The organism is Burkholderia stagnalis, assembly GCF_039848545.1.
GTDB lineage: Bacteria > Pseudomonadota > Gammaproteobacteria > Burkholderiales > Burkholderiaceae > Burkholderia > Burkholderia stagnalis.
Genome location: NZ_CP156686.1, coordinates 2,098,550 through 2,112,552, shown reverse-complemented (window position 1 = coordinate 2,112,552; position 14,003 = coordinate 2,098,550). Strand labels below are relative to the sequence as shown.

Below are 14,003 nucleotides of genomic sequence, written 5' to 3'. Positions count from 1 at the left end.
CGGATTCTTGCGGCTCAGCCAGGCCGCCGCCGGCCGATACGGCGGAGTATACTTTGACTTTATGCATATGCACTTATAAATTGCCGAGCATGGACGACATTCAAATTGCCGGTGCGTGCAACTGTCTCGCGCTGCGTCAGGCGACGCGCTACGTCACGCAAATCTACGAGCGACATCTGGGCCCGGTCGGCCTCACGTCGGCGCAGTTCTCGATCCTGGCGATCCTGTCGCTCAAGCCCGACGTGCTGATGAGCGAGCTCGCCGACATGCTGGTGATGGACCGCACGACGCTGCTGCGCGGGCTGAAGCCGCTGCAGCGCGACGGGCTCGTCGCAGCGGGTGTCTCCGAGCAGGACGCGCGCGCGCATGTGCTGAACCTGACGAAGCAGGGCGTGCGCACGTTCGGCCACGCGAAGCGCGCATGGAAGGCCGCGCAGGACGAGTTCGAGGCGCAATTCGGCGAAGGGCGCGCGAAGGCGCTGCGCGACGAGCTGTTCAGCATGACGGGAAAGCGGTAGTGCGGCGGGGCAGGCCGGCGCTTACCGATTCCGCTACGCGGCGGCCGCCTCGCGATACGCGCTCGGCGTCTGTCCGGCCCAGCGCCGGAACGCGCGCGTGAAGTTTGCCGGATCGGTGAACTGCAGGCGCTCGGCGATCGTCTTCAGGTCGAGATCCGACGCCGCGAGCAGCTGCTTTGCATCCCGGTAACGCGCTTCGTCCAGCAGTTGCCGGTAGCTGGCGCCGGCTTCCTCGAGCCGCCGCCTCAGTGTGCGCGTCGACACGAGCAACTGCTGCGCGAGCATCTCCGGCCCCGGATAGCCGCCCGCCGCGCGCGCGAGTTCCGCCCGCACCCGCTCGACCAGATCGCCTTCCTCCTGCCTGACCTGCGCATATTCGCGCTCGACCTGCACGAGCGCCTGCCGGTGCGCGACTTCGTCGGCGAGCGGCAGCGGCCAGTCGAGCACGTCGCGCGCGATCCACAGCGCGTTGGCCGCGCAGCCGAAGCGCACGGGCGGCAACTGCGCGCGGTAGCCGGCGAAGTAGGCGGGCTCCGGCCACGCGAACCGCAGCGCGATGTCCGGCGCGGCGCGCCCCGACAACTGCGCGATGTTCTGCGCGAGCCCGGTCAGCACGAATTCGAACATCACGTGATGCTGCAGCACGGGGCTCGCCTGCACGCCGTGCAGTTCGAGCGTCGCGCCGTTTTCGTCCTCGGCATAGGTCAGACGATATTGACGGTTGCGCATCCGGAAGTAGCGGATCGTCACCTGCAGCGATTCGCGGATGTCCCGCGCGGTCAGCGTCGCGTAACCCAGAAAGCCGTGCATGGTCGGCTTGAGCTGGAGCCCGAACGCGAGGCCGATGCCTTCGTCGCCGCCGATCTCGATCGCATTGAGCACGAGCCGCCCCCATTGCGACGGCGCGACGCGCGCGTCCGGCTCGGCCAGCACCGCGTCGCGCAGGCCGGTGCCCGCGCGCACCGCGGCGAGGTCGACGCCGCGTGCGCCGAGCACCTGCAGCAGCAGGCGCGGATAGGCGACCGGAATCGTCGGCCGGCGCAGCCCGAGGCGGTCCTTGGCGAGTGGGGAGGTCATGTGTTTTTGGCCGGAAATGACAAGCATTATGGCTGTTTGCCCCCTCACGTTCAACGTGGTGCGCGTCCTACGATGACGCTCACCGCTTTTCCGGCCACGCCATCATGACGACCCCGTTTCCCCACCTGCTTGCCCCGCTCGACCTCGGTTTCACGACACTGAAGAACCGCGTGCTGATGGGCTCGATGCACACGGGCCTCGAGGACAGCCGCAAGACGCTGCCGCGGCTCGCCGACTATTTCGCCGAACGCGCGCGCGGCGGCGTCGGCCTGATGGTGACGGGCGGCTTCGCGCCGAACGTGGCCGGCTGGACCAAGCCGTTCGGCGGCACGCTGATGACATCGGCGGCCGCGCGCCGGCACCGCGTGATCACCGACGCCGTGCACGCCGAGGACGGCAAGATCGCGCTGCAGATCCTGCATACGGGCCGCTACGGCTATCACCCGTTCGCGGTCGCGCCGTCGAAGATCAAGTCGCCGATCTCGCCGTTCACGCCCCATGAGCTGAGCGCACGCGGCGTCGAGCGGCAGATCCGCGCGTTCGTCCGCTGCGCGCAGCTCGCGCGAGACGCGGGCTACGACGGCGTCGAGATCATGGGTTCCGAGGGCTACCTGATCAACCAGTTCATCTCGCTGCACACCAACAAGCGCACCGACCAATGGGGCGGCGCGTACGAGAACCGCATCCGCCTGCCGATCGAGATCATCGAGCGCACGCGCGAGGCGGTGGGCCGCGACTTCATCCTGATCTACCGGCTGTCGATGCTCGACCTGATCCCGGACGGCAGCGACTGGAACGAGGTCGTGCAGCTTGCGAAGGCCGTCGAGCGCGCGGGCGCGACCATCATCAACACCGGGATCGGCTGGCACGAGGCGCGCGTGCCGACGATCGCGACATCGGTGCCGCGCGGCGCGTTCGCGTGGGTGACGAAGAAGATGAAGGGCGAGGTCGGCATTCCGCTCGTGACGACCAACCGGATCAATCGGCCGGAGGTGGCCGAGCAGATCCTCGCGGACGGCTGCGCCGACATGGTGTCGATGGCGCGCCCGCTGCTGGCCGATGCCGAGTTCGTGATCAAGGCCGCGCAGGGCCGCGCGGACGAGATCAATACCTGCATCGGCTGCAACCAGGCATGTCTCGACCATGCGTTCAAGAACCGGATCGCGTCGTGCCTGTTGAACCCGCGTGCGTGCCACGAAACCGAGCTGAAGTACGTGGCCGCGCCGAAGGCGAAACGCATCGCGGTGGTCGGCGCGGGGCCGGCCGGGCTCGCGTGCTCGACGGTGCTCGCGCAGCGCGGCCATCGGGTCGACCTGTTCGACGCGGCGGCCGACATCGGCGGGCAGTTCAACATGGCGAAGCGGATTCCGGGCAAGGAGGAATTCCACGAAGCGCTGCGGTATTTCCGCCGCCAGATCGAATTGACGGGCGTGTCGCTGCACCTGAACCGGCGCGTCGACGCGAGCGACCTGATCGCGGGCGGCTACGACGAGATCGTGCTCGCAACCGGCGTGTCGCCGCGCGACCCGAAGATTCCGGGGCAGGACGGGCCGAACGTGCTCAGCTACATCGACGTGCTGGCCGGCAACCGGCTGGTGGGCAAGCGGGTTGCGGTGATCGGCGCGGGCGGGATCGGCTTCGACGTCGCGGAGTTCCTGGTGCAGGACGGCGTGTCGCCTGCGCTCGATCTCGACGAATGGAAAGCCGAATGGGGCGTGACCGACCCGGCCGCGACGCGCGGCGGCGTGACGCGCGCGCAGGCGACGCCCCCGGCCCGCGAGGTGACGCTGCTGCAGCGCAAGGCCGCGCCGCTCGGCAAGGGGCTTGGCAAGACCACCGGCTGGATTCACCGCGCGACGCTGAAGATGAAGCAGGTGACGATGATCGGCGGCGTGAACTACGAGCGGATCGACGCGCGCGGGCTGCACGTGTCGTACGGCGAGAAGCGTGCCGATCCGGCGCTGATCGAGGTCGACACGATCGTGCTGTGCGCCGGCCAGGAGCCGCAGCGCGCGCTGGTCGAGCCGCTGCAGGCGGCGGGGCGGACGGTACACCTGATCGGCGGCGCGGAACTCGCGGCCGAACTCGACGCGAAGCGCGCGATCGACCAGGGGGCGCGCCTCGCGGCGCGGCTGTGACGCGAGCCGCGTGACGCAGGCATGGCGACGCCACCGCCCCCGGCGCCGCTCACGCGGCTTCGGCCTGCTCCGCCGCTTCCGCTTCCAGCATCGCCCGCACGATCAGATACACGGCCGGCAGGTCGTCGTCGTCGCGCCGCCAGTCGACCGGCTCGTCGACGTCCGCCGCCAGCAGGCGGCTGTCGCGCAGCCGGATGAACGCATCGATCACGGTCGGGTCGTTCCGGTTCAGGAATCCGGCATTCGAGAACGCCAGTTCCTCGACGTCGAGCAGCGCCTGCCAGCTCAGCGTGCGCACCGCGGCCGGGTGCGTGCGCCGGCGCAGGCCGAGCGCGCGTTGCGCCGGCCCGCCGACGACGCGCTGCAGGTCGACGACCGCCCGCTGCGCGGCGCGCTCGAAATGGACGGGGTTGAAACCAGGCTGCTCGGGATCGAATGCGGATGACTGGAACATGGTCGTGGTCGCCTCACAAAAATCCGTCCGTCATCGGGTGACGGAAATCGGGTCAAATTGCACAAAAGCACTGTAAATATATACAGTGATTCGGGCGGTTTCAAGCCCCGGATGCGTGCCGAGCGGAAATTTTTATGTGCGTCGCGGCGGCCGGCCGCGCGCCGCTCACACCGACGCGGCGATCGTGTCGCGCAACCAGCGGTGCGCCGGGTCGCGATGCGAGCGTTCGTGCCAGAGCATCGACATCTCGTAGCCGGGCACCTCGACGGGGGCTTCGACGATCCGCAGCGTGGGCGCGTCGCGCACGAGGCGCTCCGGCAGCATCGCGACGAGATCGGTGTGCGCGACGGCCGAGATCGCGAACAGGAAGTGCGGGACGGAAAGCGCGACCCGCCGCGTGAGCCCGAGTTTCGCGAGCGCGTCGTCCGTCACTGCAAAGAATCCGCCGCCTTCCGGCGACACGATCACGTATTCCAGCGCGCAGAACTGCGCGAGCGTCGGGCGCCGTTTCAGCTTCGGATGGCCGGCTCGGCCGACGAGCACGTAGCGCTCCGTGAACAGCGCGCGGCGGCGCATGCCGTCCGGCGAACAGTCGGTCGTGTGGAACGCGAGATCGATCTCGCCGAGCTCGGCCTGCTTCACGATGCGCGGCGGCGCGAGTTCGACCACCGCGAGCCGCGTGCCGGGCGCTGTGGCGCGCAGCGTGTTCAAGGTCGGCAGCACGATCGTCGACTCGGCATAGTCGGTCGCGGCGAGGCGCCACGAATGGGTGGCGGTGCCCGGATCGAACGGCGTCGCCGGCAGCACCGCGCGCTCGACCGCTTCGAGCGCTTCCCGCAGCGGCTCGCGCAGCGCCTCGGCGCGCGCGGTCGGCCGCATGCCGCGCGGCCCGGGCAGCAGCAGCGGATCGCCGAACACGTCCCGCAGCTTCTGCAACTGCACGCTGACGGACGGCTGCGACATGTTCAGCTTCTCGGCGGCGCGCGTGACGTTGTGCTCGGACAGCAGCACGTCGAGCGTGACGAGCAGGTTCAGGTCCAGTCGTCTGAGATTATTCATGGCTATACCTGGAATATCAGAAATTCATTTCCAATATACCTTCGGGCGCGGCATCCTGCTTGCATTCACGTAACGGAGTGCCCTGTCATGAATGTTCTTATCGTCTATGCCCATCCCGAACCGCGGTCGCTGAACGGTGCGCTGCGGGATTTCGCCGTGCAGCGCCTCGAGGCCGCCGGCCATGCCGTGCAGGTGTCCGACCTGTATGCGATGAACTGGAAGGTGGCGCTGGATGCGAACGATGTGACGGACCATCAGCCGGGTGCGCGTTTCGATCCGTCGCTCGATTCGAAGCGCGCGTTCGAGCAGGGCACGCAGCGCGACGACATCGCGCGCGAACAGGCGAAGCTGCAGTGGGCCGACGCGGTGATCCTGCAGTTTCCGCTGTGGTGGTTCACGATGCCGGCGATCATGAAGGGCTGGGTCGAGCGTGTGTATGCGTATGGCTTCGCGTATGGCGTGGGCGAACACTCGGATACGCACTGGGGCGACCGGTACGGCGAAGGCATGCTCGCGGGCAAGCGCGCGATGGTGCTCGTCACGACCGGCGGGTGGGAATCGCACTACAGCCCGCGCGGCATCAACGGGGCGATCGACGACGTGTTGTTTCCGATCCAGCATGGGGTGCTGTTTTATCCGGGTTTCGATGTGCTGCCGCCGTTCGTGATCTACCGGGCGGGGAAGATGAGCGAAGCGCGCTTCGAGGAAACGCGCGATGCGCTCGGCGAGCGTCTCGATAGCCTGTGGGAAACGCAGCCGATTCCGTTCCGGCGGCAGAATGCGGGCGATTACGAGATTCCGGCGTTGACGTTGAAGGCGGAGATTGCGCCGGAACAGGCAGGGTTCGCGGCGCATGTGGTGGAGGCGGGCTGACGAGGCCCGATCAATGACGGCTGCGGATGCGCCGTTCGACTCGCAGGCGTCCGGGCGGCTCGAAGTACGTGCCGAACCGGACGAGGCCCGCGTTTTTCAGGTGGCAGGTCATTTCGAAGCTGACCAGTATTCCCGGGTCGTGGTTGTCGGTGATCTCGACGTCGATCGCCCGGATGCGAGGCTCGTATTTCAGGAGTGTCGCTTCCATCTGCTGCTTGAGGACGTGCGCCGACGCCGGGAGCGCCTTGTAGATGTTGGTGAGATCGGGAAGACCGTAGTCGGGCAGATGCTTGAGCGCGCCTGCGCGCGTATTCAGGATGCGTCGCACGTTCTGCTGGACGCTCAGGCATTCGAGCGTTCTGTCGTCGTGGGCGTCGATCGGCTCGCCGCCGATCTGGCCGAGCAGCATGTCGTAGAGGGAGGGGCCGGCGGTCATTCGCCGCTCCGCGATCCGATACCCGCTGCGGCAGCCACTGGCGCATCGACGAAATCAATCGTCATCGTGCCGTCCGCGTTTGCGGACAGGCCGATTTGCTGAGGCGTGATGCCGGATGCCATTTGTACGAGCAGCTCACGTGAAACGGCCGGCAGCACGCGCTGATTCAGGAACGCATCGACGCTGCGCGCACCCGAATCGCGAGAAACGCAGTGCTGCGCGATCGAATCGATCAGGTCGTCCGCACAGTTCAGCGTTACGGCGTGTTGCCGATGCAGGCGCTCGGCGACCTTGGCAAGCTTGATACGGACAATCGATGCAAGCGCCGCCGCATCGAGCGGCCGATAAACCAGCGTCTGGAAGCGCGCGAGCAGCGCGGGCTGGAAATGCTCGACCAGTTGCGGATGAATGGCTTCACGCAGTGCAGCTTGCATGATCGCGGGATCGTCCGCAGTCGCGTCGTCGATCTGCGCGCTGCCGAGGTTGGACGTCATCACGATCACGCAGTTGCGGAAATCGATTTCGCGTCCTTCGCCGTCGCGCATCATGCCGCGATCGAACACCTGATAGAACAGGTCGAGCACGTCGCGATGCGCCTTTTCGACTTCGTCGAGCAGGATCACGCTGTACGGGCGCTGACGTACGGCTTCAGTCAGGATGCCCCCGTGACCGTAGCCGACGTAACCAGGCGGCGAGCCCTTGAGTTGCGAGACGGTATGGGCTTCCTGGTACTCGGACATGTTGATCGTCGTCAGCGCGGCTTCGCCGCCGAACAGCAGGTCGGCCAGCGCGAGCGCGGTCTCGGTCTTGCCGACCCCGGACGGGCCGGCAAGCAGAAACACACCGAGCGGCGCGTGTTCGCTTTTCAGGCCGGCTTTCGCCGTGCGCAGGCTCTCCGCCAGCGCGGCGATCGCGTCGTCCTGCGCGACCACCCGCGCCGCCAGTGCCGCTTCGAGCGCGAGCAGCCTTCTCAGTTCGTCTTCGACGAGGTTGCCGACCGGCACGCCGGTCCATTCGGCGACGACGTGCGCGATAGCCTGTGCGTCAACGTCGGGGAAGATCATCGGCGCTTTGCCTTGAATCGACGATAGTGCGTCCAGGGTCGCGGAAATCGATGCCAGGTCGGTCGCAGCAGTGTCATCTGCACGGCGGATGTCGCGCAACGCGCCGATCAACTCGCGTTCGCGCAGGTACTGGCCGAGCAGGGCATCATGGTTGCTGCACGCGTGATCGTGCTCGGCATCGATCGAGGTACGCCGTTCGGTGACATCGGCGATCCCGGCGCGGATGTCCGCATCGAGTGCGGCACGTTCCAGTTCGAGCTCCGCCAGCGTCGCGCGGACCTGTTGCAGTTCCGGCGGCGGCACGTCGACCGCCATCCGCACGCGCGCCGCGGCCGTATCGATCAGGTCGACGGCCTTGTCGGGCAATTGCCGGGCGGGAATGTAGCGGCGCGACAGCCTGACGGCCGCGATGATCGCTTCGTCGCGGATGTGCACGTCGTGATACCGCGCATAGCGGCTCGCGAGCCCGCGCAACATCAGGCACGCCGTATCGTCGTCCGGCTCGTCGACCTTGATCAGCTGGAAGCGCCGTTCGAGGGCGGCGTCCCGTTCGAAATATTCCTTGTACTCGGCCCAGGTCGTCGCCGCGATCGTACGCAGTTCGCCCCGCGCGAGCGCCGGCTTGAGGAGGTTTGCCGCGTCGGCGCCGCCGGCCGCGTTGCCTGCGCCGATCAGCGTATGTGCCTCGTCGATGAACAGCAGGATCGGCGTCGCGGATGAGCGCACCTCGTCGATCACGTTCTTGAGCCGTTGCTCGAACTCGCCCTTGACGCCCGCGCCGGCCTGCAACAAGCCGAGATCCAGCGTCAGGATGCGTGTGTCGCGAATCGTTGCCGGGACACTGCCTTCGATCACGCGCAACGCCAGCCCCTCGACGAGCGCCGTCTTGCCGACACCCGGCTCGCCGACGAGGATCGGATTGTTCTTGCGGCGGCGCGCCAGGACGTCGACCATCTGCCGGATTTCCCGGTCGCGGCCAAAGACGGGATCGATCTCGCCTCGCCGGGCCTTGTCCGTCAGGTCGAGCGCGAAACGCGCGAGTGCTTCTCCGTCGGCAGTGCGGGCAGAGACGCGCGTTGCCGGCGACGTAACGGCGGCGCCGGGCGCCGGTGCGGAGTCAGCCGAATTAGTAGCCGATTCGCTGCTCTGCTCCGGCGCGATGTCCTCGGTCTCGTTTTCGCACGACCGCCGGCCCAGCCGCGGCAGCACGCGCCGGATCTGTGCGCTCGAGACCGACAGCAGCGGCCAGGCGCGCCGCGTGCGCAACACATGAGGCGCATCGACGATGGCCTGCAGCAGATGGCCGGAGCGGATCATGCCGTCCGGATCGTCGGACGATGCGTATGCCCACGCGTCCTCGATGACGGTGGCCAGTTGCCGCGACAGCGCCGGCATGCCGCGCAGCGTGCGCGGCATGCGGTCGATCACCTGCATCAGTGCATCCCACACGCCGTCGATATCCAGCTCATAGTGACGCAAGAGCGCGGGAATGTCGCCGTCGTCGGCCTCGATCAGCTTCAGCACCCAGTGCTCGACCGCGATTTCGTCCGCAAGCCGAGTCTGGCAGAGGCTCGCGGCGGCTTCGAGCGCACGCGTGCAATGCGCATTGAGTCGGCGAAGGAGGTGAGTGGCGTCCCGGAGGGACGGCGTTCGGTCGTCGCGCAGCGTCATGACAGTAGCGGAAAAAAGAAGGGGAAATGCGGGCGTCCGGCGGCGCGTGGTTGAAGCGCAGGGCCGAGCCGCGCGTGTCGGCCGGCGAAGCGGAAGCCGGCCGCGCGAAGGCGACCGGATTCCGCCTGCCGGTCAGGGCATCAGGAACGCTCGTTCCACGTGTCCTTGTGGATGATGTTGCCGTCCTTGTACGACCACGTGATCGTCTCGTAGCGCAGTTCGACGTCCTCGAGATGGTTGTGCTTCTCGTAGTCGGGGTTCTTGATGTCGAGCATCTTCGGCTTCACGGCCACGATCTTCACGTTGTCGAGCTTCGTGTTGAAGTACTCTTTTTCCTTGCCGGCGTCGTCGATCTTGTACCACTTGATTTCGACCGACTTGAGCGTCTGGCCGCTCGTCACCGCCTTGTACAGGTACGGCGTCGATGCGTCCGTCTCCTTCGTCAGCGTAATCGGCTTGTGGACGCGCGTGCCGGTCAGTTTGCCCGTGTTGCCGTCCGTCGGGATGTGGACGCCGTGATCGAAAGCGACGAGCTCCACGCTGCCTTCACGATCCTGAACGGTCACCGAACCCTTGATGTCCGCGCCGCCGTCGTCCTTGAGCCACATATAGGCCGGAATTGCCATTTTTTTCTCCTTCTTCGTACTACGAATCGCCGGAACCGCATTCCGGTATTGCCAAACCCGAGGCTGTCGCCCCGGGACCAAACTACGCTGTTACCTCGCAGGATCTTCCGAACGCGTTTCCGCCGATGCGTCGGGCACCAGCGTGATTTCCACGCGGCGGTTCCTTGCGCGGCCATCGGGTGTTGCGTCGTCTGCGACGGGGCGCGTATCGCCGTAGCCCTGGATCGCGAACTGGGTCGGCGGGATGCCGGATGCGTCGACGAGCCAGTCGCGCACGGCGGCCGCGCGATCGATCGAGAGTGTCAGGTTGCGATCAGGCTTGCCGACGACGTCGGTATGCCCGGCGACGAGAATCCGTTTGCCCGGATGCGCCTTGATCAGTTCGAGTGCGCCGACCATGGCCCGCGTCGAGCCTGGCTTCAGCGCCGCGTTGCCGCTGTCGAACAGCGACATGCTGTCCAGCGTGACGACGGCCGGTGGCGGCGCAGGCGGCTCATAGGATGCGATCACTCCGTTGAGCGGTGAAAGCAGGTGCTGGCCGTGATACATGCCGAAGGACAGCCGGAGCGGCACGCCGGTACGCGCGTAGCGGTCCAGTTGATCGCGATCCGAGACCAGTGCGCGCAGCGCATCGCGCTTCGCTGCGTCGTGAGCCGCGGGAATCGTGTCGTAACGGACGAGGTGTTCGCCGATGCGTGCCATCAGTGCTTCATTGTTGTTCGCCGCGCCCCACGTGGCGGCAGCCGTTGCGCATGCGACGAGCGCAAGCGTGTGCCCGAGGGCGGCGATCCGGGGAGACATCCGGACACGACGCGGTGCACCCTCGATCAGCGATTGGGGCAGCGGCCATGGCGCCGTCGAACCGGGAAGGGGGCGCGGCACGATGGCGACGCGCGCCCGGATATCGCGCTCCCACGGCTTGCCGGGGCCGGTTGCGGGGCCGCAGTCGATCCAGCCCGCGCCGCACAGGCGCCATGCCGACGCCGGTTGCCGCCGGTCGGCAAGCACGTCGAACACGTTGCGCCGTGTCCAGCCGACGATTGCGGCTAGACCGGCCGCACGCGCGGCCGTCGCGCGGTCGCCACCGGCGTGGACCACTTCTGCATCGGCGGCCTCGATTGCGGCGTCGAAACGGCCCGCGTCGACGATGGGGGACGCGGCTGACGTGCCGTACCACTGAGCCGTCGTAATGCCGATCGATGTGTAGTTCGTCGCCGGCTCGTCGGTCAGCCGTTGATAGATCGCGATGTAGCCGGGCAAACTCGTCCCCAGCGCCTTCGACGCGTCGGCCGCCGCCTGACGGATGACGCGCAGCGCTTGTGCCAAGGCGTCGTCGTTCGCATGCGCCGCCGGAGCGACCGACAGCACGACGCAATCGGGCGGATGCCCATCGCGCCATTGGCGGATCGCGACGGCGAGGCGCGGCAGGTCTTGCGGGCGATCCACCCGCAACCAGATGGCGCCGTCGCCGACATGCACGAAGCGTGTGATGGTCTCCTCACGATCGAAGAGTTCCGCCAGGCCGTCGCCGACGACCAGTGCGACCGGCATCGTGGTCCTGAGGCCGACCGGGAGGTCGACCGTTGCGGCGCCAAGCTGGGCGAGCACATGCGCATGCTGCTCGTGTATGAGCGCCAGCCTGCGCGTGTGCCGCCAACCAACCAGCAATGCGGCGGCAACGATGACGGCAGTCAAACCCCACGCCGTGCCGCGCTCGACGGGGAGGATCACCCATGTGACAGCCAATGCAAGCGCGGCGGCCAGCGCCAGAACGGCGCGCAGCGGATAGCCAAGGCCCGACAGCGTCGCACGCGCTGCCTTCGACTCCGGTCGCGCTGAGTCGGACAGGGAATGCATATCGGAACTCACAGCCGTTTTGCTTGCTGAACGAGATGCGCCAGTTGCGCATCGAGGATCTGCTGCCAGACGAGCCATACGAGTGCGGCGGCTCCGCATGCGAGGCCCGCGATTGCCCATGGCGAGAGGCGCTTCAACCGGTCGCTCAATCGCGTAGTGGATCGATCGGTCATGAAAGGCCGAGGCGTAGCGGGCCGCAGCCGATCGATCAGCGTGGCGAGCGCCGCAATCAATGCCTGGCGTTTCGCTTCACCGTCATGCGACGCTGACGATACGCCTGACGGCGATGCATAGCGCCCGCGAAATCCGATGCCGAGGATGGCCGCGTAGCATTCCAGCAGCTCGACATTCGGTGCGGGTTCGCGCATCCGGTATTCGATCCGCTCGTATACGCGGTCGCCCGCGTCGTGAATGCCGTACCGTTCGACCTGCAGCGGTCTCGGTTCCCACTGCGCGCGATCGGCGGGGGGCAGGTACCGCAAGACCGTCTCGTCGATCAGGCCGCACTGGGCGATCACGGCATCGTCGCGCACGTCCGGGGCGATGCCCAGCGCATCCAGCCGTGTAGAGAATTGCGCGACGAGCTGGAGGCAGCGCTGGCGCGTTTCGCCGATATTCTCGACTTGACCGGCGTTTGACAGTTGCGTGACGAGCAGGGCCGTGTCGCGCAACTCCGCGCGAATCGACGTGCCCGTTGCGCGGCCGGCGCCCGGTTCTTGATCGAGCAGTGCCGCTTCACGACGCTTGGAAAAGAAGGGTGTCATGAGCGCAGCACCGCATAGAGTTCGATCGACGCGTCGGGGATCGACGCGGGCAGGTAGATCTGGCAGGCGCGTGCGGCGAGCATTCTCGCGAGCGCGGCATCGGCCGGATCGAGCGCGAAATAGTGGTTGTCGAGCCGCACGGGGATAGCGCCCGGCACACGCTGAACGGCCTTGAGCGGAATGCCCGCAACCGCGGAATTGACGATGTGCTCGACGTCGTCGGGTGCGCCGATCTTGCACAGGCGCGGAAACTGCTCGACGAGCTCGAATGCGGGCAGCGCGGCATTGACGGACAGATACCAGTCCGACGTGCCCTCGGCGAGGCGCGCGTCGAGAAACTGGCCCGACCATGTCGTCGGGCTCGTGTGCGTCAGTCCGATCGAGACGACACGCGACGGAATGATGGCATCGAGCAGGCCACGAATCAGCGATTCGAGCCGGGCGAACACGTCGTCGGCGCGTGCGTGGTCATAGGGTGGAATGTCGGTGAGCTGGGCGTTTGTCGAGAACGTCATCAGCGCACCCGCGAGTTGAGCCAGCACCTCGTACAGGCGGTCGGTCGGCTGACTCGGATGCGACGCGAGGTAGCGGAGCTGCGGCCACGCGTTGTGAATGCAATGCAGAAGCCAGAAAAGCTGGACATCCGCGACGCCGTACTCGGCCACCTGTTCGATTCGCTCGCTGCGGCGCGCACCGAGCGCGGCGCTCCTGGCACCCAGGATATCGGCGAGACGATTGATTCGCTCGACGTGAAGCGCATGTCCGGACAATGTCAGGCAGGGCGGCACGAAGCTGCGATCGATCTGGAACTGACCGTTCGTCGCGCGCGTGAGTCGCGCTATCGCGCACACCGTATCGTCGTCATGCGGTTCGAAATCGAAAAGCAGCCGCACGGCATGACGTTCCGCCGCGATTTCGGTCTCACCGGTGCCATTGAGATCGACCACCTTGACGAATTCGCGATACGTGCGCTTTGGCCGGGCAAGCGTGATCTCGTCGAAGCGGCAGTTGCCGCCATTCGCGTCTGGCAGAGCCAGCGCCGCGAGCACCTCGATGCTTTGCGCGTCGGGCGGGATTCCCCGAGTCAGATCGCGGGCGTTCGGCAACGCGTCTGCGACGGTCGTGTCGATCGGCGTGCCGTCCGGCAGGCGCAATTGGAGCCGGGTCAGTTTCAGGCGCGCGGACGCGAGCGCCTCTTCGTCGATATCGACGCCAAGCGTTCCCCACGGCGACGAAACGACGGAATTCGCGAACTGGCGCAACGCGAACGAGGCCCAGCGTTCCTGTTGCTGGAAATGCTGCTGCGTCAGGATCAGCCCTTCATGCCAGAGCGGTTTTTCGATCCGCATGGTGTGGTCTATTGAAATTTGGAAATTATGAGGCGCTGATTCTATACGCCGATTTCGTGTTTCGTATACACCGAGATTGATGAATTGTGGTTAATTCGAGGGGGATTATTTTGGGAT

The 14,003-nt window shown here is 66.6% G+C and carries 12 protein-coding genes; 3 read left to right on the top strand and 9 right to left on the bottom strand.

Going from position 1 to position 14,003, the window contains the following annotated elements; translation table 11 throughout:
• Window positions 1–89: 89 nt before the first annotated feature.
• The gene (locus ABFO07_RS26105; RefSeq protein ID WP_059884420.1) at window positions 90–518 is read left to right on the top strand and encodes a MarR family winged helix-turn-helix transcriptional regulator; all 429 of its coding nucleotides are present in this window, start codon (window positions 90–92) and stop codon (window positions 516–518) included.
• A 33-nt stretch (window positions 519–551) separates the two neighbouring features.
• Here the strand turns inward: ABFO07_RS26105 and ABFO07_RS26100 are convergent, their stop codons facing one another.
• Window positions 552–1,622, bottom strand: coding sequence for an AraC family transcriptional regulator (locus ABFO07_RS26100; protein WP_059909991.1), 1,071 nt, complete (start codon window positions 1,620–1,622; stop codon window positions 552–554).
• Window positions 1,623–1,699: 77 nt separating this feature from the next.
• Between ABFO07_RS26100 and ABFO07_RS26095 the strand changes: the two genes are divergently transcribed.
• Window positions 1,700–3,733, top strand: coding sequence for an NADPH-dependent 2,4-dienoyl-CoA reductase (locus tag ABFO07_RS26095; protein WP_060292017.1), 2,034 nt, complete (start codon window positions 1,700–1,702; stop codon window positions 3,731–3,733).
• Window positions 3,734–3,782: 49 nt separating this feature from the next.
• Here the strand turns inward: ABFO07_RS26095 and ABFO07_RS26090 are convergent, their stop codons facing one another.
• Together ABFO07_RS26090 and ABFO07_RS26085 are read right to left on the bottom strand one after the other, a co-directional pair.
• Window positions 3,783–4,187 (bottom strand): DUF2471 family protein, encoded by a 405-nt coding sequence (locus ABFO07_RS26090; protein ID WP_059563270.1) that lies wholly within the window; start codon window positions 4,185–4,187, stop codon window positions 3,783–3,785.
• Between the two features lie 165 nt (window positions 4,188–4,352).
• A complete protein-coding gene (locus ABFO07_RS26085) occupies window positions 4,353–5,246 on the bottom strand; it encodes a LysR family transcriptional regulator (RefSeq protein ID WP_059909997.1) in 894 nt (297 codons plus the stop codon).
• A gap of 87 nt (window positions 5,247–5,333) precedes the next feature.
• Between ABFO07_RS26085 and ABFO07_RS26080 the strand changes: the two genes are divergently transcribed.
• The gene (locus ABFO07_RS26080; protein ID WP_347468810.1) at window positions 5,334–6,119 is read left to right on the top strand and encodes an NAD(P)H-dependent oxidoreductase; all 786 of its coding nucleotides are present in this window, start codon (window positions 5,334–5,336) and stop codon (window positions 6,117–6,119) included.
• Window positions 6,120–6,129: 10 nt separating this feature from the next.
• Here the strand turns inward: ABFO07_RS26080 and tssE are convergent, their stop codons facing one another.
• The 6 genes from tssE to tssK all read right to left on the bottom strand — a co-directional run bounded on the left by tssE (window position 6,130) and on the right by tssK (window position 13,886).
• On the bottom strand, window positions 6,130–6,555 hold the full coding sequence (tssE, locus tag ABFO07_RS26075) for a type VI secretion system baseplate subunit TssE (RefSeq protein WP_059963069.1): 426 nt from the start codon (window positions 6,553–6,555) through the stop codon (window positions 6,130–6,132).
• Entirely contained in the window at window positions 6,552–9,290 is a 2,739-nt protein-coding gene (tssH, locus tag ABFO07_RS26070; RefSeq protein WP_347468808.1) for a type VI secretion system ATPase TssH, read from the bottom strand. The genes tssE and tssH overlap by 4 nt, the downstream gene beginning before the upstream one ends.
• Before the next feature lie 140 nt (window positions 9,291–9,430).
• On the bottom strand, window positions 9,431–9,916 hold the full coding sequence (locus tag ABFO07_RS26065; RefSeq protein WP_006479553.1) for an Hcp family type VI secretion system effector: 486 nt from the start codon (window positions 9,914–9,916) through the stop codon (window positions 9,431–9,433).
• A gap of 90 nt (window positions 9,917–10,006) precedes the next feature.
• Complete coding sequence (locus ABFO07_RS26060; RefSeq protein WP_347468807.1) at window positions 10,007–11,773, bottom strand: OmpA family protein; 1,767 nt, start codon at window positions 11,771–11,773, stop codon at window positions 10,007–10,009.
• 8 nt (window positions 11,774–11,781) lie between these two features.
• Window positions 11,782–12,537 carry a DotU family type IV/VI secretion system protein gene (locus ABFO07_RS26055; protein ID WP_059563264.1) on the bottom strand — a complete coding sequence of 252 codons (756 nt, stop codon included), beginning with the start codon at window positions 12,535–12,537 and terminating at the stop codon, window positions 11,782–11,784.
• The gene (tssK, locus tag ABFO07_RS26050) at window positions 12,534–13,886 is read right to left on the bottom strand and encodes a type VI secretion system baseplate subunit TssK (RefSeq protein WP_347468806.1); all 1,353 of its coding nucleotides are present in this window, start codon (window positions 13,884–13,886) and stop codon (window positions 12,534–12,536) included. Before tssK ends, ABFO07_RS26055 begins: the two co-directional genes overlap by 4 nt.
• Between the last annotated feature and the right edge of the window lie 117 nt (window positions 13,887–14,003).

Bases quoted from the DNA above. Each gene is read 5' to 3' on its own strand.
- ABFO07_RS26065 (WP_006479553.1), bottom strand. From the start codon at position 9,916: ATGGCAATTCCGGCCTATATGTGGCTCAAGGACGACGGCGGCGCGGAC.
- ABFO07_RS26095 (WP_060292017.1), top strand. From the start codon at position 1,700: ATGACGACCCCGTTTCCCCACCTGCTTGCCCCGCTCGACCTCGGTTTC.
- ABFO07_RS26085 (WP_059909997.1), bottom strand. From the start codon at position 5,246: ATGAATAATCTCAGACGACTGGACCTGAACCTGCTCGTCACGCTCGAC.
- tssE (WP_059963069.1), bottom strand. From the start codon at position 6,555: ATGACCGCCGGCCCCTCCCTCTACGACATGCTGCTCGGCCAGATCGGC.
- ABFO07_RS26105 (WP_059884420.1), top strand. From the start codon at position 90: ATGGACGACATTCAAATTGCCGGTGCGTGCAACTGTCTCGCGCTGCGT.
- ABFO07_RS26080 (WP_347468810.1), top strand. From the start codon at position 5,334: ATGAATGTTCTTATCGTCTATGCCCATCCCGAACCGCGGTCGCTGAAC.
- ABFO07_RS26100 (WP_059909991.1), bottom strand. From the start codon at position 1,622: ATGCTTGTCATTTCCGGCCAAAAACACATGACCTCCCCACTCGCCAAG.
- ABFO07_RS26060 (WP_347468807.1), bottom strand. From the start codon at position 11,773: ATGCATTCCCTGTCCGACTCAGCGCGACCGGAGTCGAAGGCAGCGCGT.
- ABFO07_RS26090 (WP_059563270.1), bottom strand. From the start codon at position 4,187: ATGTTCCAGTCATCCGCATTCGATCCCGAGCAGCCTGGTTTCAACCCC.
- tssH (WP_347468808.1), bottom strand. From the start codon at position 9,290: ATGACGCTGCGCGACGACCGAACGCCGTCCCTCCGGGACGCCACTCAC.
- ABFO07_RS26055 (WP_059563264.1), bottom strand. From the start codon at position 12,537: ATGACACCCTTCTTTTCCAAGCGTCGTGAAGCGGCACTGCTCGATCAA.
- tssK (WP_347468806.1), bottom strand. From the start codon at position 13,886: ATGCGGATCGAAAAACCGCTCTGGCATGAAGGGCTGATCCTGACGCAG.